This is a genomic window from Thermomonospora curvata DSM 43183 (assembly GCF_000024385.1).
In the GTDB taxonomy this organism is placed as follows: domain Bacteria; phylum Actinomycetota; class Actinomycetes; order Streptosporangiales; family Streptosporangiaceae; genus Thermomonospora; species Thermomonospora curvata.
This window is the reverse complement of the sequence record NC_013510.1, coordinates 2509457-2531741: the sequence shown is the minus strand read 5'-3', so window position 1 is coordinate 2531741 and position 22285 is coordinate 2509457. Positions and strand designations below refer to the sequence as shown.

Here is a 22285-nt window from a genome sequence, read left to right as displayed (position 1 = left end):
CAAAAAACAACCGGACAACCACACCCACACACCCCACCACCAGGCAGAGCGCCAGGCACGTGGCCCCGAACAGTCCGAGAAAACCAACCCCCAAAGAGGCCCGTTTCCTCAGGACCCAACAGTGTGCCCAACCCACCCAAGCCCCCGACACCGGAGGTTCCACACCCCGAACCCCACCCCCCGCACAGGGAGAAGCAAGGCTCCGACCCCTCAGTCAAGAGGAGCCATCCGACACCGTCGGATGCGGGTAGTACTGACCGGGCAGCAACCCAGGCAGGTTGACTAGCCAGTGTTCCACGATTTGCGAGCACCGGTCCGAGGCACCCACGGCCCCGTAGACCGAAACCCTGAACCACACCAACACCACACAAGTGCCGGCAGGTTGGACAAGTGCTCCTTAGAAAGGAGGTGATCCAGCCGCACCTTCCGGTACGGCTACCTTGTTACGACTTCGTCCCAATCGCCAGCCCCACCTTCGACCGCTCCCCCCCTTACGGGTTAGGCCACGGGCTTCGGGTGTTGCCGACTTTCGTGACGTGACGGGCGGTGTGTACAAGGCCCGGGAACGTATTCACCGCAGCGTTGCTGATCTGCGATTACTAGCGACTCCGACTTCACGAAGTCGAGTTGCAGACTTCGATCCGAACTGAGACCGGCTTTTAGGGATTCGCTCCACCTCACGGTATCGCAGCCCTCTGTACCGGCCATTGTAGCATGTTTGCAGCCCAAGACATAAGGGGCATGATGACTTGACGTCGTCCCCACCTTCCTCCGAGTTGACCCCGGCGGTCTTCCATGAGTCCCCGGCATAACCCGCTGGCAACATGGAACGAGGGTTGCGCTCGTTGCGGGACTTAACCCAACATCTCACGACACGAGCTGACGACAGCCATGCACCACCTGTCACCCGCCCCCGAAGGGACCCTGCATCTCTGCAGGTTTTCGGGTGATGTCAAGCCTTGGTAAGGTTCTTCGCGTTGCGTCGAATTAAGCAACATGCTCCGCCGCTTGTGCGGGCCCCCGTCAATTCCTTTGAGTTTTAGCCTTGCGGCCGTACTCCCCAGGCGGGGCGCTTAATGCGTTAGCTACGGCGCGGAATCCCGTGGAAGAACCCCACACCTAGCGCCCAACGTTTACGGCGTGGACTACCAGGGTATCTAATCCTGTTCGCTCCCCACGCTTTCGCTCCTCAGCGTCAGAACAGGCCCAGAGCACCGCCTTCGCCACCGGTGTTCCTCCCGATATCTGCGCATTTCACCGCTACACCGGGAATTCCATGCTCCCCTACCTGCCTCTAGCCTGCCCGTATCCACCGCAAACCCACGGTTAAGCCGTGGGCTTTCACGACAGACGCGACAAGCCGCCTACGAGCTCTTTACGCCCAATAATTCCGGACAACGCTCGCGCCCTACGTATTACCGCGGCTGCTGGCACGTAGTTAGCCGGCGCTTCTTCTGCACCTACCGTCCAAACTTCGTCGGTGCTGAAAGGGGTTTACAACCCGAAGGCCTTCATCCCCCACGCGGCGTCGCTGCGTCAGGCTTTCGCCCATTGCGCAAGATTCCCCACTGCTGCCTCCCGTAGGAGTCTGGGCCGTGTCTCAGTCCCAGTGTGGCCGGTCGCCCTCTCAGGCCGGCTACCCGTCGTCGCCTTGGTAGGCCGTCACCCCACCAACAAGCTGATAGGCCGCGAGCCCATCCCCGACCGAACCCCCAAAAAGAGGGAACTTTCCACCCCCCACCATGCGACAGGAGGTGAATATCCGGTATTAGACCCAGTTTCCCAGGCTTATCCCAGAGTCGAGGGCAGGTTACTCACGTGTTACTCACCCGTTCGCCGCTCGAGTACCCCCGAAGGGGCCTTTCCGCTCGACTTGCATGTGTTAAGCACGCCGCCAGCGTTCGTCCTGAGCCAGGATCAAACTCTCCACCAAAGGCCACACACCCACCCGGCACAAACACCAGGTGAGCCAAACCTTCAGAATGGGACCTTCGATCCCAACAACATCATCCTCTGACGAGGAACCACAACCCCCACCCACACCAGGCAGAGGCTGACACAAGGCACTGGCTTTTGACACACTGTTGAGTTCTCAAGAAACGGACACCCACCTCGGAGCACCCACCCAACCAGGCAGGCCCCCGCGGGGCAACCCTTCTACTGTACCTGTTCGTCCCGGTTTGTCCAACTCGGTCCGATCAGGCCCACCACCGCCATCAGGGCGCGAAGTACCGCAACCATCTGGTTCTGTGGTGGTTTCCCCCGGGCCGGCCGCCTGCTCGGGCGTCCCGCTCCCCCGTGGGGCAGGTAGAACATTAGGTTGACCGCGCAAGGACGTCAAATCGAGGCCGTCAAGAGACAACGTCCCAGCTCAATCAGCTTGTTCCCGCCCTGGTGAGCCGGACCGGCGGAGCCTTGAGGCTGGTTCTGTGACGCACGCCTCACCACTCCCGTGACCGGCCGACGGGCCGGCCAGAGGCTCACCGGAGTCCCCCTGTCCGGTGTCAGCAGCGAGTTCGCCCAGGTAGATCTCCTTTTCACCCGAGGTCTGGGCGAGGAACGCCCTACCGGTCCCGAGGGAGGCGTTCAGTCCCCTGCTCTCCTGCTCGCCCCCCACCGGGGAGGCTGCAAAGCGTCCCGCCCGCCGTCGAACAGCACCTGCACCGGCCCCTTCAGCCCAGCCGAGGAGCCCGTGGGACAGGACAGGCGACGGAGGCCTTGGTTCCCACGAGGATCCACTGCGCCTCACCAGAGTGAGTCCCAGCTACAGAAGGTGAGCCCCATGCATCACAAGGCCGTGCCGTTGCGAGAGGGCGGTGAAACCCTGGCAGGTCTGAGTCGGTAGGCGCCTTCGTCCGTCTCTCACGGAAGGCAGGGAGCGGGATCTTCGTTCCCCTTGCTCATGCGCGTCACCGGACGATCGTTGTGAACGGTTTCGCCGCGAAGGCGCCCGGCAACGGGACCGGTCGAAGCTGGGGAGTCCGTGAGGACGGAGCGCGGATGTTCAACGGACCGATCACGCACAGGCCGTCCGCCTCTGTCACACGTCAGGCGACCACGAGGCCGTTCAGGCGCGATGACCGCTGCGGGCCGGCGAGGAGCCCAGGTGACCGCCGCTTGCGCTACCAGAAGATTTCCCTGTTCACCGAGCAGGGCGGTGAGACCGGATGTCCTGCCGGCCTGGCTGAGGGTCCATCGCGGAAGCGACGAGCGCCCGGCCGCTACGAGACCGGGCGCTCGGGCACGCTCCAGGCCGTCTCCGGGTGAACCGGTGCGGGCGGGTCAGGCCCGGCGCACGACCTCGACGCCGCCGACGTTGCGCTTGCCCCGCCGCAGCACCAGGAACCTGCCGTGCAGCAGGTCCTCGGTGGTGGGGACGGCCTCCTCCGAGGTGACCTTGGTGTTGTTCAGGTAGGCACCGCCCTGGGCGATGGTGCGGCGGGCCTCCGACTTGCTCTTGCACAGGCCGCTGCCGGCCAGCAGGTCCACCACGGGCGGCAGGTCGCCGGGCGGGATCTCCATGCGGGGGACCTCGGCCAGCGCCGCGCCGAGGGTCCGCTCGTCCAGCTCCTCCAGGGCGCCCTGGCCGAACAGGGCGCGGGAGGCCGCGACGACCTTGGCGCACTCGTCGGCGCCGTGGACCAGGGTGGTGACCTCCTCGGCCAGCGCCCGCTGGGCGATGCGCGCGGCGGGGCGTTCGGCCGACTCCTTGACCAGCTGCTGGATCTCCTCGCGGGGGCGGAAGCTGAAGACCTTCAGGTACTTCTCCACGTCCCGGTCATCGGCGTTGATCCAGAACTGGTAGAAGGCGTACGGGGAGGTCAGCTCCGGGTCCAGCCAGTAGGTCTCGCCGCCTGCGGTCTTGCCGAACTTCGTGCCGTCGGCCTTGGTCAGCAGCGGGGTGGTCAGCGCGTGGGCGGTGCCGCCCTCCACCCGGCGGATCAGGTCGACGCCCGCGGTGAGGTTGCCCCACTGGTCGCTGCCGCCGGTCTGCAGGCGGCAGCCGTAGCGCCGGTACAGCTCCAGGAAGTCCATCGCCTGCAGCAGCACGTAGCTGAACTCGGTGTAGCTCATGCCCGTGGTCTCCAGGCGGGTCTTGACCGTCTCACGGGCCAGCATCCGGTTGACCGGGAAGTGCTTGCCGATGTCGCGCAGGAACTCGATGGCCGTCATGGGCCCGGTCCACTCCAGGTTGCTGACCATGAGCGCGGCGTTGGGGCCCTCGAAGTCCAGGAACTTGGCGACCTGGGCGCGGATGCGCTCGACCCAGGCGGCGACCACTTCCTCGGAGTTGAGGGTGCGCTCGGCGCTCTTGCCGCTGGGGTCGCCGATCAGCCCGGTGGCGCCGCCGACCAGGCCGATGGGGCGGTGCCCGGCCAGCTGGAAGCGGCGCAGGGTCAGGATCTGGATGAGGTTGCCCAGATGCAGGCTGGGGGCGGTGGGGTCGAACCCGCAATAGAGGGTGACCGGCCCCGCGGCGAGCAGCGCCCGCAGTTCGTCCAGGTCGGTGGACTGCGCGATCAGGTCGCGCCACGCCAGGTCCTCAAGGACGTCGGTCACGGTCTCCCTCGTCTTCCGCCATGTTTTCCGGGTTTTCGGGTTCGCCCCTCAGGGTGCCCGATGGGGCGCCGCCCACGGTAACGGTATTCACCGGCCGCCGGTGACGTGACGGACCGGGACGTGCGGTTCGTGCCCTGAGGTGGAAGCGGGCACGAGCCCCGGTCTGTTCCCGGCTCGCCTGCCGCAGCCGCGGGGCCGGCCGGTGAAGTCCAGTTCTACCAGGTGTCCCGCGGGACGGGTGCGGGTCCCGGCCGGTGCAGAGCAGACGGTCCCGGTACCGGACGGCCGCCGTCCGTTGGAGCTTGGGACCGGGTGCCTGGGCATGGTGCAGGTGCCGCCCAGTGCGGGCAGACATCTCAGGGCGAGCACACCGATGAGCTCTTTGGTGATGCTCCCGCTTTCAGGGCCGACTCCCCTGCCTGCATCCGATGCCCTTGCTTTTGTCCGGGGTACCGGGATTCCCGGTTGAGACGGCGGAGGGGTTCGGCGAACCCCTTTCCAGCATCCGCGGTTTCGGGTGGTGGAAACGGCGGGCCCACGGGGGCGCGGTGCCGCGTCGTCCCCGGTCGCCACGCATCCCGGCCTGCGGGAACGGCGCGCTGAAAGGTTCAGCCCGTGCCGGTGGTCCTGCGACGGCGGGGGACGTGCATGCGGTACTGCGACACGCTCGGTTCGCCGTCGATCCAAAAACGCCAGGGAGTCTCCTTGGCGGCGCTCACTCCGACACGCGGCCCCGTCCGCACCCGCGAGGGGTCCACCGGGTCGCCGGCCAGGACGCGCAGCGGGGAGTCGGCGTCGCAGGCGTCCAGGCCGTTGTGCTCGCGGGCGACGCCAAGGGCCTGGCAGAGCCGGGCCGGGCCGCGGGCCAGGTCGCGGAAGGAGGAGCGGGGACGGCGGGCGGCGGCCAGGTCACGGCCGTCGATGACCTCGCCGGCGCGCAGCAGCACCGCCGAGGCCGTGCCGTCCGGGCCGCACACCAGGTTCATGCAAAAGTGCATGCCGTAGGTGAAGTACACGTACACATGCCCGGGCGGTCCCCACATCACCGCGTTGCGGGGGGTGCGCCCCCGGTAGGAGTGAGACGCCGGATCCATCGGCCCGGCGTACGCCTCGACCTCGGTGAGGCGTATCGCGACCTCGCCGTCGCCGGTGTGGTGGACGACGATCTGGCCGAGCAGGCTGGGAGCGACCTCCTCGACGGGGCGGTCGAAGAAGTCACGGTCGAGGAGGTCGCTCATGTCGGCCCGAGGAGGGTCGGCATGGTCCCCGTCCGTCCTCGGCTAAAAGTCCGATCCGGAGGCCCAGGCGGCGTGCTCGTTGACCAGGGCGCGCAGTTCGGCCAGCTGCTCGCGGACCCGCTCGGGGCTGGTGCCGCCGTGGGCCTTGCGGGAGGCCAGGGCGCCCTGCACGTTCAGCACCTCCCGGACGTCGGGGGTCAGGTGCGGGGAGACCTTGGCCAGCTCCTCGTCGGTGAGGTCGCCGAAGTCCTTGTCGTGGACCTGGCACCACACCACCAGGTGGCCGACGACCTCGTGGGCCTCGCGGAACGGCACGCCGCGCCGCACCAGCAGCTCGGCCAGGTCGGTGGCCAGGGCGAAGCCCTCGGGGGCGGTGTCCTCCAGCCGTTCGGTGTTGACCCGCATGGTGGCGATCAGCCCGGACATGGCCGGCAGCACCAGCAGCAGGGTCTCCACGGCGTCGAAGACGCCTTCCTTGTCCTCCTGCAGGTCGCGGTTGTAGGTCAGCGGCAAGCCCTTGAGGGTGGTCAGCAGCCCGACCAGGTGGCCGATGAGGCGGCCGGCCTTGCCGCGGGCCAGCTCGGCCACGTCGGGGTTCTTCTTCTGGGGCATGATGGACGAGCCGGTGGCGTAGGCGTCGTCCATCTCGATCCAGCGGAACTCCTGCGAGGCCCACAGCACGATCTCTTCGCCGAGCCGGGACAGGTGGACGCCGATCATGGCGGCGGCGAAAAGGAACTCGGCGGCGAAGTCGCGGTCGCTGACGGCGTCCATGGAGTTGGCCGCGGGGGCGTCGAAGCCCAGTTCCTCGGCGACCGCCTTGGGGTCCAGCGGCAGCGAGGAGCCGGCCAGGGCGCCGGCGCCCAGCGGGCAGATCGCGGCGCGCTTGTCCCAGTCGCGCAGCCGGTCGATGTCGCGGGCCAGCGGGTGGACGTGCGCCAGCAGCTGGTGGGAGAACAGCACCGGCTGGGCGTGCTGCAGGTGGGTCATGCCGGGGGCGGCCACGTCCAGGTTGTGCTCGGCCTGGGCGATGAGCGCGGTCTCCAGTTCCACCAGGCGGCTGACGATCTGGCGGACGTGGTCGCGCAGGTACAGCCGCAGGTCGGTGGCGACCTGGTCGTTGCGGCTGCGGCCGGCGCGCAGCTTGCCGCCCAGGGAGCCGAGGCGTTCCAGCAGGCCGCGTTCCAGGGCGGTGTGGACGTCCTCGTCGGCGACGGTGGGCCGGAACTCCCCGGAGCGGCAGGCCTGCTCCAGGTCGTCCAGGGCGCCCAGCATGCGGGTCAGCTCCTCGTCGGTGAGCAGGCCGGCCCGGTGCAGCACGCGGGCGTGGGCGCGCGAGCCCATCAGGTCGTACGGGGCCAGCCGCCAGTCGAACTGGACGCTCACCGACAGCCGGGCCAGCGCCTCCGACGGACCGCCTTCGAACCGGCCGCCCCACAACCTCGTCGGTGCCTTGCTCACGCTACTCCCGTTCTGGTTCGTCGCAGCGGGGCCGCGACGGCTCGCGGGCCCTCCGCGCGGTCTTCTCCGTATGTCCCTCGACCGCCCCTCCGGCCGGTCAAGTCGTCGGCGGACCTCGTTCCCGGCCCCCGTGACGCCCTGGTGGGCGAGGCGCCGAACGGGGTGGGGCAAGATCTTCGGCTCAGGCCGCGCGGCCCGCTCGCGTGTGGTCTTTTCAGTGTCTGGACATGCAGAGCCTACCGGGCGGGAACGGCCGAAGCGCCCTCGGTCGCCGACCCGGCTGTGCCCGCCCGCTGTGATGCGGCGCGCGTCCGCGTTCCCCGGCCGGTCGATGGGCATGACCGTCCGGGTGTGCGGTGATGCGGGCCTTTTGGCGGGGCCTGGAGGGGCCTGTGTGCTCGTCTTTCGAACGCGTCGGCCGAGGCCTTGGTGAGGTTCACCACATCGGGCCTGTGCGGCGCGTTCGCCGTCGGGGCCCGTTGCCCGTCGGCCCGCCCGCCGCCACCGCGGGCGGGCCGGTGCGGCCGGCTTCAGCCCTGGACGCGACGGTCGCGGACGGCGGCGATCTTGCTGGGCAGGCTCCACAGTTCCACGAAGCCCTTGGCCAGGCTCTGGTCGAAGGTGTCGCCGGTGTCGTAGGTGGCCAGGTCGTGGTCGTACAGGGAGGCGTCGCTGCGCCGGCCGGTGACCACGGCGCGGCCGCCGTGCAGCGTCATGCGGATCTCGCCGGAGACGTGCTTTTGGGACTCGGCGATGAAGGCGTCCAGGGAACGCTTGAGCGGGGAGTACCACAGCCCGTCGTAGACCAGTTCGCCCCAGCGCTGGTCGACGCTGCGCTTGAAGCGGGCCAGGTCGCGTTCGACGGTGACGTTCTCCAGCTCCATGTGCGCGGTGATCAGCGCGATGGCGGCGGGGGCCTCGTAGACCTCGCGGCTCTTGATGCCGACCAGGCGGTCTTCGACCATGTCGATGCGGCCCACGCCCTGGGCGCCGGCGCGCTGGTTGAGCTCCTCGATGATCTGCAGCGGGGTCAGCTCCCGGCCGTCGAGGGCCACGGGCACGCCGGCGCGGAAGGTGATGACCACCTCGTCCGGGTCGCGCTGGGCGGACGGGTCGGAGGTGTAGTCGTAGAGGTCCTCGATGGGCGCGTTCCAGATGTCCTCCAGGAAGCCGGTCTCCACGGCCCGGCCCCACAGGTTCTGGTCGATGGAGTAGGGGGACTTGGCCGACACGTCGATCGGCAGGCCCTTGGACTCGGCGTACTCGATGGCCTTGTCGCGGGTCCAGGCGAAGTCGCGGGCCGGGGCGATGACCTTCAGGTCCGGGTTCAGCGCCGCCAGGCCGGCCTCGAAGCGGACCTGGTCGTTGCCCTTGCCGGTGCAGCCGTGGGCGACGGCGGTGCCGCCGAACTCCTTGGCGGCGGCGGCCAGGTGCTTGACGATCAGCGGCCGCGACAGCGCCGACACCAGCGGGTAGCGGTCCATGTAGAGGGCGTTGGCCTGCAGGGCCGGGACGCAGAAGTCGGAGGCGAACTCCTCGCGGGCGTCCACCACCACGGCCTCGACGGCGCCGCAGGCCAGCGCCCGCTTGCGGATGACCTCCAGGTCCTCGCCGCCCTGGCCGACATCGACGGCGACGGCGATGACCTCCCCGCCGGTCTGCTCGGCGAGGTAGGGGATGGCCACGGAGGTGTCCAGCCCTCCGGAATATGCGAGTACGACCCGCTCGGTCATGGGTGATCTCCTGTTCGGGCAGTGCTGGAAGAGAAAGGGATGTGTCGGAGGCGGGGGCCGCAGGGCCCCTAGCCTCGTCGTTCGGTCAGCCGGAGCAGGGCGTCGGCCAGCGCCTGCCCGCCCTGGGGATCGCGGGAGATGACCAGGATGGAGTCGTCGCCGGCGACGGTGCCCAGCACTTCAGGCCATTCGGCGTGGTCGATGGCGGAGGCCAGGTATTGGGCGGCGCCGGGCGGGGTGCGCACGATGACCAGGTTGGCCGACGCCTCGGCGGACACCAGCAGTTCCTGGGCCAGCCGGGCGAGCCGGCCGTGGAAGGTCTCGGCCGAGCCGGTGCGGGCGCGCGGGATGCGCTCGCCGCCCTCGCCGGGGACGGCGTAGATCAGGCTGCCGTCCTCGGCGCGCAGCCGCACCGCGCCGATCTCCACCAGGTCCCGCGACAGTGTCGCCTGGGTGACCTCCACGCCCTCGGCTGCCAGCAGGCGGGCCAGTTCCGCCTGGGAGTGGACGGGGTGCTTGCCGAGCAGCTCGACGACGCGGGCCTGGCGCGCCGCCTTGGTCATCGGGGTGGCGGCGCCCGTTCCCCGCTCGCCGGGGGCGGTGGGTCTGCGGACGGTCCGCTCGCCGTTCACCCTCCGCCCTCCTCCGTCGCGGTCTGCCGCAGCAGCCAGGTCAGCAGGGCCTTTTGGGCGTGCAGCCGGTTTTCGGCCTCGTCCCACACCAGGCTGTGCGGGCCGTCCAGGACCTCGGCGCTGATCTCCTTGCCGCGGTAGGCGGGCAGGCAGTGCAGTACCGACACCTGCGGGCCGGCCAGCGCGACCTTCTCCTCGTCGACCCGGTAGGGCTCGAAGACGGCCAGGTCTTTTGCGTCCTGGCCCATGGAGACCCAGGTGTCGGTGGCCAGCACGTCGGCGCCGTCGGCGGCGGCCTTGGGGTCGGTGGTGACCTGCACCGAGCCGCCGGTGCCGGCGGCGATCTCCTCGGCGCGCGCCACGACGGCCGGGTCGGGGGCGTAGCCGGCGGGGGCGGCGATGCGCACGTGCATGCCGGCGGTGGCGCCGCCCAGCAGGTAGGAGTGGGCCATGTTGTTGGCGCCGTCGCCCAGGTAGGCCAGGGTCACCCCGGCCAAGCCGCCCTTGGCCTCCCGGATGGTCTGCAGGTCGGCCAGGATCTGGCAGGGGTGGAACTGGTCGGTGAGGGCGTTGACGACCGGGACCGAGGAGAAGGCGGCCATCTCCTCGACCCGCTCCTGGCCGCTGGTGCGCCAGACGATCGCGGCGACCTGGCGTTCCAGCACCCGGGCGGTGTCGGCGATGGTCTCGCCCCGGCCGAGCTGGCTGGTGCCGGCGTCCATCACCAGGGCGTGGCCGCCGAGTTCGGCGATGCCGACGGCGAAAGAGATGCGGGTGCGGGTGGAGTGCTTGTCGAACAGCACCGCCACCGTCCGCGGCCCCTCCAGGGGGCGGTGGGCGAAGCGGTCGCGCTTCATGGCGGCGGCCAGGTCGAGGACTTCGGCCTGCTCGGCGGGGGTCAGGTCGTCGTCCCGCAGGAAATGGCGCACCATCTGTCAGCTCTCCTTGGGGGTGGCGGCGTCGAGGACGGAGGGCAGGGCGTCGATCAGCGCCTGGACCTGCTCGGCGGTGACGATCAGCGGCGGGGCGAGTCTGATCACATTCGGCTGGACGGCGTTGACCAGGAAGCCGGCGTCCCGGGCCGCCGCCTCCACCTGCGCTGCCAGCGGTTCGGTCAAGACCAGGCCCAGCCACAGGCCGCGGCCCCGCACGCTCTTGAGCAGGGGGTGGGCGATGGCGGACAGGCCCTCCTTCAGCAGGGCGCCGACCTTGGTGACGTGGTCGAGCAGCCCCTCGGCCTCGATGGTACGCAGTACCGCCAGCGCTGCGGCGGCCGAGACCGGATTGCCCCCGAAAGTGCTGCCGTGGTCGCCCTTGGCGAACAGTTCACCATAGGGGCCGAAGCCGATGCAGGCGCCGATCGGCAGTCCCCCGCCCAGGCCCTTGGCCAGGGTGAGGATGTCGGGCCGCACCCCTTCGTGCTGGTGGGCGAACCAGGTGCCGGTGCGGCCGATGGCCGACTGGATCTCGTCGATGACGAGCAGGGCGCCGCTCTGGTCGCAGATGTCGCGGGCGGCGCTCAGGTAGCCGTCGGGTGGGGGGACGACGCCGCCCTCGCCGAGGGTGGGCTCCAGGAACACCGCGGCGCACTGCGGGGTGACGGCCTGGCGCAGGGCGTCGGCGTCGCCGTAGGGGACGAAGCGCACGTCGATGGCGTAGGGGCCGAACGGCTCGCGGATGGCGTGCTTGCCGGTCAGCGACAGGGCGCCCATCGTGCGGCCGTGGAAGCCGTTCTCGGCGGCCACGAAGTAGGTGCGCTCATGCGCCTTGGCGTACTTGATGGCCAGTTTGAGGGCGCATTCGTTGGCCTCGGTGCCGCTGTTGGACAGAAACACCCGGGCCTTGGCGCCGTGCTCGCCGAGCAGCCGGCGCAGCCGTTCGGCCAGCTGCACCTCCGGTTCGTTGACGAACAGGTTGGAGGTGTGGGCGATGGCACCGACCTGGGCGGTGACCGCCTCGATGAGGGCGGGGTGGCCGTGGCCGAGCGAGCTGACGGCGATCCCTGCGATGAAGTCCAGGTACTCCTTGCCGTCGGCGTCGCGGACCAGGCAGCCCTGCCCGGACACCAGCGCCACCGGCGGCAGCCCGTAGTTGGGCATGAACGCCGCCCGGTAGCGCTCCAGCAGCTTCTGGGAGCTCACGCGGCCCCTCCCCGGCCCGGCACCACCATGGTGCCGATGCCCTCGTCGGTGAACACTTCCAGCAGCAGCGCGTGCGGCACCCGGCCGTCCAGGACGTGGGCCTGGGGGACGCCGCCGCGCACCGCCTGCAGGCAGGCCTCCATCTTGGGGACCATGCCCGCCGACAGGGTCGGCAGCAGCTCGGCCAGCTCGTCGGTGGTGAGCCGGTCGATGACCTCGTCGCTGTTGGGCCAGTCGGCGTACAGGCCCTCCACGTCGGTGAGCACGATCAGCTTGACCGCGTCCAGCGCGACCGCCAGCGCCGAGGCGGCGGTGTCGGCGTTGACGTTGTAGATCTGGCCGTCGTCGCCGCGGGCCACGCTGGAGATCACCGGGATGCGGCCGTCGTCCAGCAGGCTGCGCACCGCGCCGGTCTGCACTTCCACGATCTCGCCGACCTGGCCGAGATCGACCTCTTGGCCGTCGACGACGGCGCGTTTGCGTTCGGCGGTCAGCAGGTTGGCGTCCTCGCCGCTCATGCCGACCGCGAACGGGCCGTGCCGGTTGATCAGGCCGACCACGTCCCGCCCGACCTGGCCGACCAGGACCATCCGGACGACCTCCATGGCCTCGGGGGTGGTGACGCGCAGCCCGGCGGTGAAGCGGGATTCGATGCCGTGCTTTTCCAGGGCGGCGTTGATCTGCGGGCCGCCGCCGTGCACGATCACCGGTTTGATCCCGGCGTACCGCAGGAACACCACGTCCTCGGCGAAGGAGTGCCGCAGTGCCTCATCCGTCATGGCGTGCCCGCCGTATTTGATGACGACGGTCTTGCCGTGGAAGCGCTCCAGCCACGGCAGCGCCTCGATCAGCGTGGCGGCCTTGGCCAGCACCCGGCTCCGCTGCGCGCTCATCGCCTGCCTCTCACGTGGAGTACGCCGAGTTCTCGTGGACGTACTCGGCGGTCAGGTCGGTCGTCCAGACGGTCGCCGAGGCCGGGCCCGCCGACAGGTCCACGGTGATGGTCACCTCGCGGGGGCTCAGGTCGACCTTGCCGCGGTCGTCGCCGACCGCGCCGCCCCGGCACACCCACACCCCGTTGATGGCCACGTTGATCTTGTCGGGTTCGAAGACGGCCTCGGTGGAGCCGACCGCCGCCAGCACCCGGCCCCAGTTGGGGTCCTCGCCGTGGATGGCGCACTTGAGGAGGTTGTTGCGGGCGATGGCGCGGCCGACGGTGACGGCGTCGAAGTCGCTGGCGGCGCCGACGACCTCGATGGCGATGGTCTTGGAGGCGCCTTCGGCGTCGTTGAGCAGCTGGCGGGTCAGGTCGGCGCAGACCTCGGTGAGCAGCGCGGTGAACTCCGCCTCATCGGGGGTGGTGCCGCTGGCGCCGGAGGCCAGCAGCAGCACGGTGTCGTTGGTGGAGATGCACCCGTCGGTGTCGAGGCGGTCGAAGGTGACCGCGGTGGCCGCGCGCAGCGCCCGATCCAGCGCGGCGGAGTCCAGGTCGGCGTCGGTGGTCAGCACGCACAGCATGGTGGCCAGCGAGGGGGCCAGCATGCCGGCGCCCTTGGCCATGCCGCCGATGGTGTAGCCGTCGGCGCGCCGGAAGGCGATCTTGGCGACCTTGTCGGTGGTGCGGATGGCGTCGGCGGCGGCCAGCCCGCCGTCGCGGGACAGCTGCCCGGCGGCCACGTCGATCGCCGGCAGCAGCTTGTCCATGGGCAGTCGCTCGCCGATCAGGCCGGTGGAGCAGACCGCGATCTCGCCGGCGGAGTCCTGCAGCACCTGGCCGACCTTCTCGGCGGTGGCGTGGGTGTCCTGGAAGCCGGGGGCGCCGGTGCAGGCGTTGGCGCCGCCGGAGTTGAGCACCACCGCGCGCACCCGGCCGCCGCGCAGCACCTGCTGGGACCACAGGACGGGGGCGGCCTTGACCCGGTTGCGGGTGAAGACCCCGGCCGCGGCGCGGGACGGCCCGTCGTTGACGACCAGGGCCAGATCGCGCGCCTCGCCGCCTTTGATGCCGGCGGCGACGCCGGCGGCGCGGAATCCGAGGGGAGCGGTAACGCTCACGGGGACACTCCGATCGTGGTGAGTCCGAGCTGTTCGGGCAGGCCGAGGGCGAGGTTGGCGCTTTGCACGGCGCCCCCGGCGGTGCCTTTGACGAGGTTGTCGATGGCGCCGACGGCCACCAGGCGCCCGGCGCGCTCGTCGACGGCGACCTGGATGAGGGCGGTGTTGGCGCCCAGGGTCATGGCGGTGGCGGGCCACTGGCCCTCCGGCAGCAGCCGGACGAACGGCTCATCGGCGTAGGCGTCGGCGTAGGCGCGGCGGACGGCGCCCGCGTCCACCCCGGGCTTGACCTTGGCGGTGCAGGTGGCCAGGATGCCGCGGCTCATCGGCGCCAGGGTGGGGGTGAAGGAGACGGTGACCGGGCGGCCGGCCACCGCGCTGAGGTTCTGGACGATCTCGGGGGTGTGGCGGTGCACACCGCCGACGCCATAGGCCGACATCGAGCCCATGACTTCGCTGCCCAGCAGGTGGGGTTTGGGGCTCTTGCCGGCGCCGGAGGTGCCGGAGGCGGCCACCACCACCACGTCCGGTTCCACCAAGTCGGCGGCGAAGGCCGGCCACAGCGCCAGCGTGGAGACCGTGGGGTAGCAGCCGGGCACCGCGATGCGGCGGGCGCCGCGCAGCCGCTCGCGCTGCCCCGGCAGCTCCGGCAGCCCGTACGGCCAGGTGCCGGCGTGGGGGGTGCCGTAGAAGTGCTCCCAGTCGGCGGCGCTTTGCAGGCGGAAGTCGGCGCCGCAGTCGATCACCAGCACGTCCTCGCCGAGCTGTTCGGCCAGCGGGCCGGATTGGCCGTGCGGCAGCGCCAGGAAGACCACATCGTGCCCGGCCAGGGTCTGGGGGGTGGTCTCGGCCAGCACCCGCTCCCCCAGCGGCCACAGGTGGGGCTGCAGCGAGTCCAGCCGCGCCCCGGCGTTGGAGCCGGCCGTCAGGGCGCCGATCTCGAACTCGGGGTGACCGGCCAGGATGCGCAGCAGCTCACCGCCCGCATACCCGCTGGCGCCGGCCACCGCCGCCTTGATTCCCATGGGGTTCCTCTCCGATCGCTCGGAAAGATTATGCATGAAGGTGGATGACTATCCAAGGCAGGGTGGACATCTTCTCACGATGTGGACGATATGTCGTCCTCGGCGCTGTATATCCATCCAACCCAGTGGTGCACCGTGACCACGATCGCCGGCCCTTGCGGGGGGCGGTGGCGGTACTGGGGGTACCGCTGTGCCAACAGATGAGCGGCCGCGTGCAGCTCCCGGGGGTCGTCGCTGACACGGGCCCGGCCGTCGGCGCGCACCCACCACAGCCGGCTCCAGTTGTCCTCGTAGTGGTCGGCCAGCACGCTCACCCACGGGTTGACGGCGATGTTGCGCAGCCGCTTGAGGTTGCGGGTGCGTTTGGGCTTGTGGTCGACCGCCATGTGGATCAGGTCGCCGTCCGCGGCCCGTTCCAGCGCGAACGTGGCGACCACCAGGTGCGGGCGTCCCCGCTCGTCCGCCGTGGCCAGCCGTACCACCGGCGCCCCGGCCAGTCTCCGCCGCGCCTGTTCGGCGTCCAGTTCCGGCATGCCGTCCCGCCCCTTGCGTTCGCTCCGGTTCCGGCATACCCCCGTGCGGCGGGCGCGGCCGCAAAAGTCCAGAAAAAGGCCCGGGAAATGGGTGGGGCCCGGGGTTCTACCCTATCCCCGGGCCCCGCTGGGCCGCCCAATTGCACGCACCGGTCTCTTCGGTGACGCGAGGTTCAACTGAGACCGTCCGCCTTACCATTAGGCCACCGCGCCGCGAGAGGCGCGGACCGGAGTCGAACCGGCATGGACGACGGTTTCCCCCGCGTCGGCGCCGCCGGCGCCGGGCGGCGAATGCTGAATCTGGAGCGATAGCCTGAATCTGGCGGCGCCGCCCTCGTCCGGGAGGATTCCCGCCCGGTGCGGGCCGTACGGACACCGAGGGTGGAACCCGGGGGCCGTACCTGATGCGCCTTTCATCACGCTGAGCTTCAGTTTCAGCTTGCGCTCCATGCGCTCCCTCCGCGCGATGGCGGAGGGCGTCTTCAATGCTATCCCCTCCTACCGGATTCCTCTCGATCCCGGCGGGATCGAAAAAGGGGTCACTGGAACAGGTAGTCGAAGACGGCCTGGCCGACGCGCTGGTCGACGACCTCGGTGCCGTTGGCCTCCTCGCGGGCGAACTTGACGGCCTCCTGCAGTTTCTCGATGCGGTCCAGCAGCTCGTTGACCCGCTTGGCCGGCAGCGCGCCGGAGAACTTCACGGTGGTCCAGTAGCCCACCGGGACGTCCTCGTAGTAGACCTCGACCTGGGCGGGGTGGTGCTCGGTGGCCTCGGCCTTGACGTGGTTGCGCGGCACCTTCTTGGTCTTGACGGTGCGGACCGGCTCGGTGCGCCACACGTCGGTGGAGGCGTCGTAGGTCCAGGACTCGGCGGCGTCCAGCACCGGCAGCCTGCGGACGAAGCCCTGCAGCTCCTTGAGCTGTTTTTCCAAAAACAGCAGGTAGGTGACGGGAACGTCGCGCAGCAGGGTGCGGCCCTCCACCACGACGTCGGCCTTGGCGATGCAGTTGGTCCAGTCCTTGGTGGCGGTGACGTCGAACAGGCGGGTCAGCGCGGCGGCGACCTGACGCAGCACTTCCTCGGCCTTCACCTGCACCCGGGTGGACTCGGGCGGAAACTGCTCGCCGTCTTCGTCCTTGGGCTGGTAGGTGCGCGAGATACCGGACAGCGCCGGCAGTTTCTGCAGCGTCTGGTTCGCCTGGGCGAGCTCTTGGACGGATTTGCTCTTGACGCCCTTCTCAACGGCGATGATCTGATTGAGCTTCGCCATGCTCTGGTCCCCCTGTTCCTTTCGGACGGCGACCAACTTAGCAGCGCGAAATCGGCATCTCATGCCATTTTTCGGCTTGTCATCGCCGCGGGCCTTCCGGTTCCTCCAACAGCCCGCAGACCGGGTCCATGCGCAGCCACCGGGTGATGCCCAGCTCGTCCAGGAACGGCAGGTCGTGGCTGACCACGATGAGCGCCCCTTGATAGGCCTCCAGGGCCTGGACGAGCTGCCGGACGCTGGCCAGGTCCAGATTGTTGGTGGGCTCGTCCAGCAGCAGCAGTTGCGGAGGTGGGTCGGCCAGCAGCAGCGCGGCCAGCACGGCGCGGAACCGCTCACCGCCCGACAGCTGCCCGGCGAGCCGGTCGGCGCGCGCCCCGCGGAACAGGAAGCGGGCCAGCCCGGCGCGGATCTCGTTGGGCGAGGCGCCCGGGGCGAAGGCGCGGACGTTGTCGAGCACGCTGCGGGAGTCATCCAGCACATCCAGCCGCTGCGGCAGGTACCGCAGGCCCTCGACGCCGACCTTCACCTCGACCCCGGGCAACGGGCGCTCCCCCGTCACCGCGCGCAGCAAGGTGGTCTTGCCCGACCCGTTGGGGCCGGTGAGGGCGATCCGCTCCGGGCCGCGCACGATCAGCTCCCGCAGGGGTTTCGCCCCGTCCCGGCCGTCTTCATCGCCGGCGTCCGGCGTGGCGGGTCCGGCGGGCGGGGTCAGCCCGGTGACGGTGAGCACGGTGCGGCCGGCCGGCACCCGGGTGCGGGGCAGCTCGATGCGGATCTCGGCGTCGTCGCGCACCGCCTCCTCGGCCTCGGCCAGGCGTTCGCGGGCCTGCTGCAGGCGTTCTTCGTGCAGGATGCGGTGCTTGGCCGCCGACTCCTGGGCGGCCCGTTTGCGGGCGCCCATCACGATCTTGGGTTCGCGCTTGCTTTCATACATCTTCTTGCCGTAGCGCGCCCGGCGGGCCAGCTTGACCTGGGCTTCCATCAGGTCGCGGCGCTGCCGGCGCACCTCGGACTCGGCGGTCCGCACGGCCCGTTCGGCGGCCTCCTGCTCGATCGCCAGCATCTCCTGGTAGGCCGAGAAGTTGCCGCCGAAGGTCCGCAGCCGGCCCTCGCGCAGCTCGGCGATCTCATCGACCCGCTCCAGCAGCGCCCGGTCGTGGCTGACGACGATCAGCACGCCGGGCCAGGAGTCGACGGCCTCCTGCAGCCGCCGCCGGGCGTCCAGGTCGAGGTTGTTGGTGGGTTCGTCCAGCAGCAGCACCTGCGGGCGGCGCAGCAGCAGCGCGGCCAGCCCGACCAGCATGGCCTCTCCGCCGGACAGGGTGGCCACGGTGCGGTCCAGCTCCACGTGCCCCAGGCCGAGCCGGTCCAGCTCGGCGCGGGAGCGTTCCTCCACATCCCAGTCGTCGCCGACGGCGGCGAAGTTGGCCTCGGTGGCCTCGCCGCGTTCGATGGCGTGCAGGGCGGTGCGGGCGGCGGTGATGCCCAGCAGGTCGGAGACGGTGCGGGCGGTCTGCAGCGGAAGACGCTGCGGCAGGTATCCGATGCTCCCGGCGACCGTGATGGTGCCGGACTGCGGGCGCAGCTCCCCGGCGATCAGCCGCAGCAGCGTGGACTTGCCGGAGCCGTTGAGGCCGACCAGTCCGGTGCGGCAGGCGTTGAACGCCCCGTCCAGGCCGGTCAGGACGGGGGTGCCGTCGGGCCAGGCGAAGGTGACGCCGGAAAGGACCACGGCGGGGGACATGAGGCGGTTCTCCTTTGCGTGCCGGAACGTTCACATCGGGAGACACCGCGGACAGCGCGTAACGCGCCGAGCAGAAGGGATTCGTCCTGAGGCAGGGTCCACTGAGGTCACGCGCTGCGAGCCGGCGGGCATCGCGCCACGGCCGGTCGTCTGCGCGGTGTCTGTGACCTCAGTGCTCCACCGAAACCCCCGCCCGTCGGGAACAGGACCCGTTCACGGTAGGAGAAAACGGCGGCGCCCCGCAACCGGGATTCGGCCGCGGGGCGCCGGGACGGCTCACCAGAGGCGGCGGGTCAGGCGCCGCGCAACACGGCGCCGGTGCGTTCGGCCGCCAGCGCCACCGCCGCGTCGCGGGCCCGGCCCACCTCCTCGGCGGTGAGGGTGCGGTCGGGGGCGCGGAAACGCAGCGTGAAGGCCAGCGACTTGCGGCCCTCGCCGATCTGCTCGCCGGTGTAGACGTCGAACAGCCGGATCGACTCCAGCAGCTCCCCGGCCCCCTCGCGGAGGGCGGCCTCGACCTCGGCGGCCGGGCGGGAGGCGTCCACGATCAGCGCGACGTCCTGGGTGGCCGGCGGGTAGGTGGACACCTGCGGCGCCCGCACCGGCCCGGGCACGGCCAGGCGCGACAGTTCCAGCTCCATCGCGGCGGTGCGCGCCGGCAGCCCGTAGGCGGCGATGACCCGCGGGTGCAGCTCACCGGCGTGCCCGACCAGGACGTCGCCGGCGTACAGGGCGGCGCAGCGGCCCGGGTGCCAGGGGGCGTGCCGGTCGGCCCGCACGGTCAGCTCCACGCCGCTTTCGCGGGCCACGGTGCGCGCGGCCTCGATGGCGTCGGCCCAGCTCGCCGGGCGTCCCTGCCCCCACCAGCCGGCCTGCTCGCGGTCACCGGCCACCACCACGGCCACCCGCAGCGGCTGGTCGGGCAGCGCCGCCTCCAGGGAGGCGATCTCCTCGGGGGTGGGGCCGCGGTCGACCGCCAGGCGGGGCGCCTTGGGCGGGGCGTCCGGGCGGGGCCGGTACACCAGGCCCATCTCGAACAGGCCCACATCGCTTTGGCCGCGTCCGACGTTGCGGGCCAGGGCCTTCAGCAGGCCCGGCAGCAGCGTGGTGCGCAGCAGCGGCCCCTCCTCGGTCAGCGGGTTGGCCACCCGCAGTGCCCGGCGCCGCTCGTCGTCGGCGGAAAGCTGCAGGTCGTCGAAGTCCTTGGCGCCGATGAACGGGAAGCACAAGGTCTCCACGTACCCGGCGGCGGCCAGCGCCCGGCCGACCCGGCGGCGGCGGCGCTGCTCGGGGGTCAGGCCCTGCCCGGCGATCGGCCGGGGCGGGCGGGCCGGGATCTCCTCATACCCCTCCAGGCGGATGACCTCTTCGGCCAGGTCGTTGGGGTCGGTCAGATCGGGACGCCAGGAGGGGGGCGCCACGGTCAGCGTCTGGTCCCCGGTGACCGTGCAGCCGATCTCGGTGAGCCGCCGCACCACGGTGTCGCGGCTGTAGGTCACCCCGGCGACCTTGCCCGGGTGGTCGGCGGGGATGGTGATGGTGGTCTGCTCGACCGGCACCTGGGCGTGGGTGACGCCCGGGACGATCTCGGCGCCGCCCAGCTCGGCCAGCAGCTGCGCGGCCCGGTAGGAGGCATACAGCGGCAGCTCGCGGTCGACGCCGCGTTCGAACCGGTAGGAGGCCTCGCTGCTGAGCTTGTGGCGGCGCACCATGCGGGCGACGCCGATGGCGTCGAAGTGGGCGGCCTCGATGACGATGTCGGTGGAGTTCTCGTCGATCTCGGTGGCCAGGCCGCCCATCGTCCCGGCCAGCGAGATCGGGCCGGAGGCGTCGGTGATGAGGATGTCCTCCGGGTCCAGGGCGCGGGTGACGTGGTCGAGGGTCTCCAGCTTCTCCCCCGGCCGGGCCCGCCGCACCACGATCTCGCCGGTCAGCTTGCCGCGGTCGAAGGCGTGCAGCGGCTGGCCCAGCTCCAGCATCAGGTAGTTGGTGACGTCCACGGCCAGCGACACCGGGCGCATGCCGGCGCGGTACAGCCGCACCTGCATCCACAGCGGGGTGGTCGCCGCCGGGTTCAGGCCGCGGATCTGGCGCAGCACGAACCGGTCGCAGGCGGTGGGGTCGTCGATGCTCGCCGGGTAGCCCGGCTGGTCGTCGGTGTCGGGCAGCCGGACGGCGGCCGGGTCGCGGAACGGCACGCCGTAGGCGATGGCGGCCTCGCGCGCCACCCCGCGGATCGACAGCGCATAGCCGCGGTCGGGGGTGACGGCGATGTCGAGGACCTCGTCGCGGATGCCCAGCAGCTCGATGGCGTCGGCGCCGACCCGCTCATCGCCCGGCAGCACCAGGATGCCGCTGTGGTCGTCCCCGATGCCCAGCTCGGCGACCGAGCAGATCATGCCTTCGGAGATCTTGCCGTAGGTCTTGCGGGCGCCGATCTCAAAGCCGCCGGGCAGCCGGCAGCCGGGCAGCGCGACGACGACCTTGTCGCCCTCGGTGAAGTTGCGGGCGCCGCAGATGATGTTGCGCGGCTTGTCCTCGCCGACCTCCACCTGGCAGTAGCGGATCGGCTTTTTGAAGCCGGTCAGCTCCTCGATGGCCAGGACCTGGCCGACCACCAGCGGACCGGTGACGTCGTGGCCGGCGGCCTCGACGGTCTCCACCTCCAGCCCGGCGGCGATCAGCTTGGCGGCCAGGTCGCGGCCGGTGACGCCGGCGGGCAGCTCGACGTGCTCACGCAGCCAAGACAGCGGGACCCGCATCAGATCTCCATCCCGAACGGGAGGGTGAAGCGCACATCACCCTCGACCATGTCGTGCATGTCCGCCACGCCGTGCCGGAACATCAGCGTGCGCTCCACGCCCAGCCCGAACGCCCAGCCGCTGTAGCGCTCGGGGTCGACGCCGGCGGCCACCAGCACCCGCGGGTTGACCATGCCGCAGCCGCCCAGCTCGATCCACCCCTCGGAGCTGCAGGTGCGGCACGGCGGCGCGCCCGGCTCCGCCGAGGCGCCGTGGCACACGAAGCACTGCATGTCCACTTCGCCGGACGGCTCGGTGAAGGGGAAGTAGGACGGGCGCAGCCGCACCTTCAGGCCCTCGCCGAACATGCCCTCCACGAACGCGGCGATGGCGCCGCGCAGGTCGGCCATGGTCAGTCCCTCATCCACCGCCAGGCCCTCCAGCTGGTGGAACACCGGGGTGTGGGTGGCGTCCAGCTCGTCGGTGCGGAAGGTGCGGCCGGGCACCACCACGTACACCGGCAGCGGGCGCGACAGCAGCGCCCGCACCTGCACCGGGGAGGTGTGGGTGCGCAGCACCAGCCCGCTGTCTTCGCTCTCGACGAAGAAGGTGTCCTGCATGGTGCGGGCCGGGTGGTCGGGCTGGATGTTCAGGGCGTCGAAGTTGTACCACTCGGCCTCGACCTCGGGCCCTTCGGCGATCTCAAAGCCCATCGAGACGAACACGTCGGCCATCCGCTCGGCGATGGTGGTCACCGGGTGGCGGGCGCCGCGGGGGGCGCGGTCCCACGGCAGCGTGACGTCGACGGTCTCCTCGATGAGGACGCGCTGGTCGCGTTCTTCCTCCAGCTCCGCCTGGCGGCGCTTGAGGGCCTCGGCGACCGCCTTGCGGGCCGCGCCCACCCGCTTGCCGGCCTCGGCGCGGGCGTGCGGGGGCAGCGCGCCGATCTCCCGGTTGGCCAGTGCCAGCGGGGAGCGGTCCCCGGCGTGCTCCAGGCGGACCTTCTTGAGCTCTTCGAGGTCGCCGGCGGCGGCGATGGCGGCCAGCGCGGCGTCGCGGGCGCGCTCGACCTCCTCCGGTTGCAGCGCGCTGACCTCGACGGGGTCGAACGACTTATTGGGTGCAGACATGGTGGTGACAACTCCAGCCAG

Annotated in this window: 16 protein-coding genes and 1 rRNA gene; all 17 read right to left on the bottom strand. The window is 70.7% G+C overall.

Translation table 11 applies throughout. The features are described 5' to 3' along the window. Positions 1 to 401: 401 nt before the first annotated feature. Positions 402 to 1933 (bottom strand): 16S ribosomal RNA (locus TCUR_RS10690). Positions 1934 to 3282: 1349 nt separating this feature from the next. Further along, positions 3283 to 4560 carry a tyrosine--tRNA ligase gene (gene tyrS, locus TCUR_RS10685; protein ID WP_012852510.1) on the bottom strand — a complete coding sequence of 426 codons (1278 nt, stop codon included), beginning with the start codon at positions 4558 to 4560 and terminating at the stop codon, positions 3283 to 3285. 608 nt (positions 4561 to 5168) lie between these two features. After that, positions 5169 to 5798 (bottom strand): DNA-3-methyladenine glycosylase, encoded by a 630-nt coding sequence (locus TCUR_RS10680; RefSeq protein WP_012852509.1) that lies wholly within the window; start codon positions 5796 to 5798, stop codon positions 5169 to 5171. Positions 5799 to 5840: 42 nt separating this feature from the next. Beyond that, positions 5841 to 7259 carry an argininosuccinate lyase gene (gene argH, locus TCUR_RS10675; RefSeq protein WP_012852508.1) on the bottom strand — a complete coding sequence of 473 codons (1419 nt, stop codon included), beginning with the start codon at positions 7257 to 7259 and terminating at the stop codon, positions 5841 to 5843. Positions 7260 to 7789: 530 nt separating this feature from the next. Next, positions 7790 to 8992, bottom strand: coding sequence for an argininosuccinate synthase (locus TCUR_RS10670; RefSeq protein WP_012852507.1), 1203 nt, complete (start codon positions 8990 to 8992; stop codon positions 7790 to 7792). Positions 8993 to 9060: 68 nt separating this feature from the next. After that, positions 9061 to 9624 (bottom strand): arginine repressor, encoded by a 564-nt coding sequence (locus TCUR_RS10665; RefSeq protein WP_012852506.1) that lies wholly within the window; start codon positions 9622 to 9624, stop codon positions 9061 to 9063. Continuing rightward, entirely contained in the window at positions 9621 to 10556 is a 936-nt protein-coding gene (gene argF / locus TCUR_RS10660; RefSeq protein WP_012852505.1) for an ornithine carbamoyltransferase, read from the bottom strand. Before argF ends, TCUR_RS10665 begins: the two co-directional genes overlap by 4 nt. 3 nt (positions 10557 to 10559) lie before the next feature. Then, the gene (locus tag TCUR_RS10655) at positions 10560 to 11765 is read right to left on the bottom strand and encodes an acetylornithine transaminase (RefSeq protein ID WP_012852504.1); all 1206 of its coding nucleotides are present in this window, start codon (positions 11763 to 11765) and stop codon (positions 10560 to 10562) included. Next, positions 11762 to 12658, bottom strand: a complete 897-nt coding sequence (gene argB, locus TCUR_RS10650) for an acetylglutamate kinase (protein ID WP_012852503.1) — start codon at positions 12656 to 12658, stop codon at positions 11762 to 11764. The genes TCUR_RS10655 and argB overlap by 4 nt, the downstream gene beginning before the upstream one ends. A gap of 10 nt (positions 12659 to 12668) precedes the next feature. Next, on the bottom strand, positions 12669 to 13820 hold the full coding sequence (gene argJ, locus TCUR_RS10645) for a bifunctional glutamate N-acetyltransferase/amino-acid acetyltransferase ArgJ (protein WP_012852502.1): 1152 nt from the start codon (positions 13818 to 13820) through the stop codon (positions 12669 to 12671). After that, positions 13817 to 14845 (bottom strand): N-acetyl-gamma-glutamyl-phosphate reductase, encoded by a 1029-nt coding sequence (gene argC, locus TCUR_RS10640; RefSeq protein WP_012852501.1) that lies wholly within the window; start codon positions 14843 to 14845, stop codon positions 13817 to 13819. Before argC ends, argJ begins: the two co-directional genes overlap by 4 nt. Positions 14846 to 14919: 74 nt before the next feature. Continuing rightward, the gene (locus TCUR_RS10635; protein ID WP_012852500.1) at positions 14920 to 15378 is read right to left on the bottom strand and encodes a TIGR03668 family PPOX class F420-dependent oxidoreductase; all 459 of its coding nucleotides are present in this window, start codon (positions 15376 to 15378) and stop codon (positions 14920 to 14922) included. Positions 15379 to 15576: 198 nt separating this feature from the next. Beyond that, positions 15577 to 15828: a hypothetical protein gene (locus tag TCUR_RS10630; RefSeq protein ID WP_012852499.1), complete on the bottom strand. Its 252-nt coding sequence runs from the start codon at positions 15826 to 15828 to the stop codon at positions 15577 to 15579. Positions 15829 to 15917: 89 nt separating this feature from the next. Then, positions 15918 to 16649 carry a DUF7873 family protein gene (locus TCUR_RS10625; RefSeq protein ID WP_012852498.1) on the bottom strand — a complete coding sequence of 244 codons (732 nt, stop codon included), beginning with the start codon at positions 16647 to 16649 and terminating at the stop codon, positions 15918 to 15920. 79 nt (positions 16650 to 16728) lie between these two features. After that, positions 16729 to 18393, bottom strand: a complete 1665-nt coding sequence (locus tag TCUR_RS10620) for an ABC-F family ATP-binding cassette domain-containing protein (RefSeq protein WP_012852497.1) — start codon at positions 18391 to 18393, stop codon at positions 16729 to 16731. Positions 18394 to 18686: 293 nt separating this feature from the next. After that, on the bottom strand, positions 18687 to 21155 hold the full coding sequence (gene pheT, locus TCUR_RS10615; protein ID WP_012852496.1) for a phenylalanine--tRNA ligase subunit beta: 2469 nt from the start codon (positions 21153 to 21155) through the stop codon (positions 18687 to 18689). Then, positions 21155 to 22264 carry a phenylalanine--tRNA ligase subunit alpha gene (gene pheS / locus TCUR_RS10610; RefSeq protein ID WP_012852495.1) on the bottom strand — a complete coding sequence of 370 codons (1110 nt, stop codon included), beginning with the start codon at positions 22262 to 22264 and terminating at the stop codon, positions 21155 to 21157. Before pheS ends, pheT begins: the two co-directional genes overlap by 1 nt. Positions 22265 to 22285: the final 21 nt, after the last annotated feature.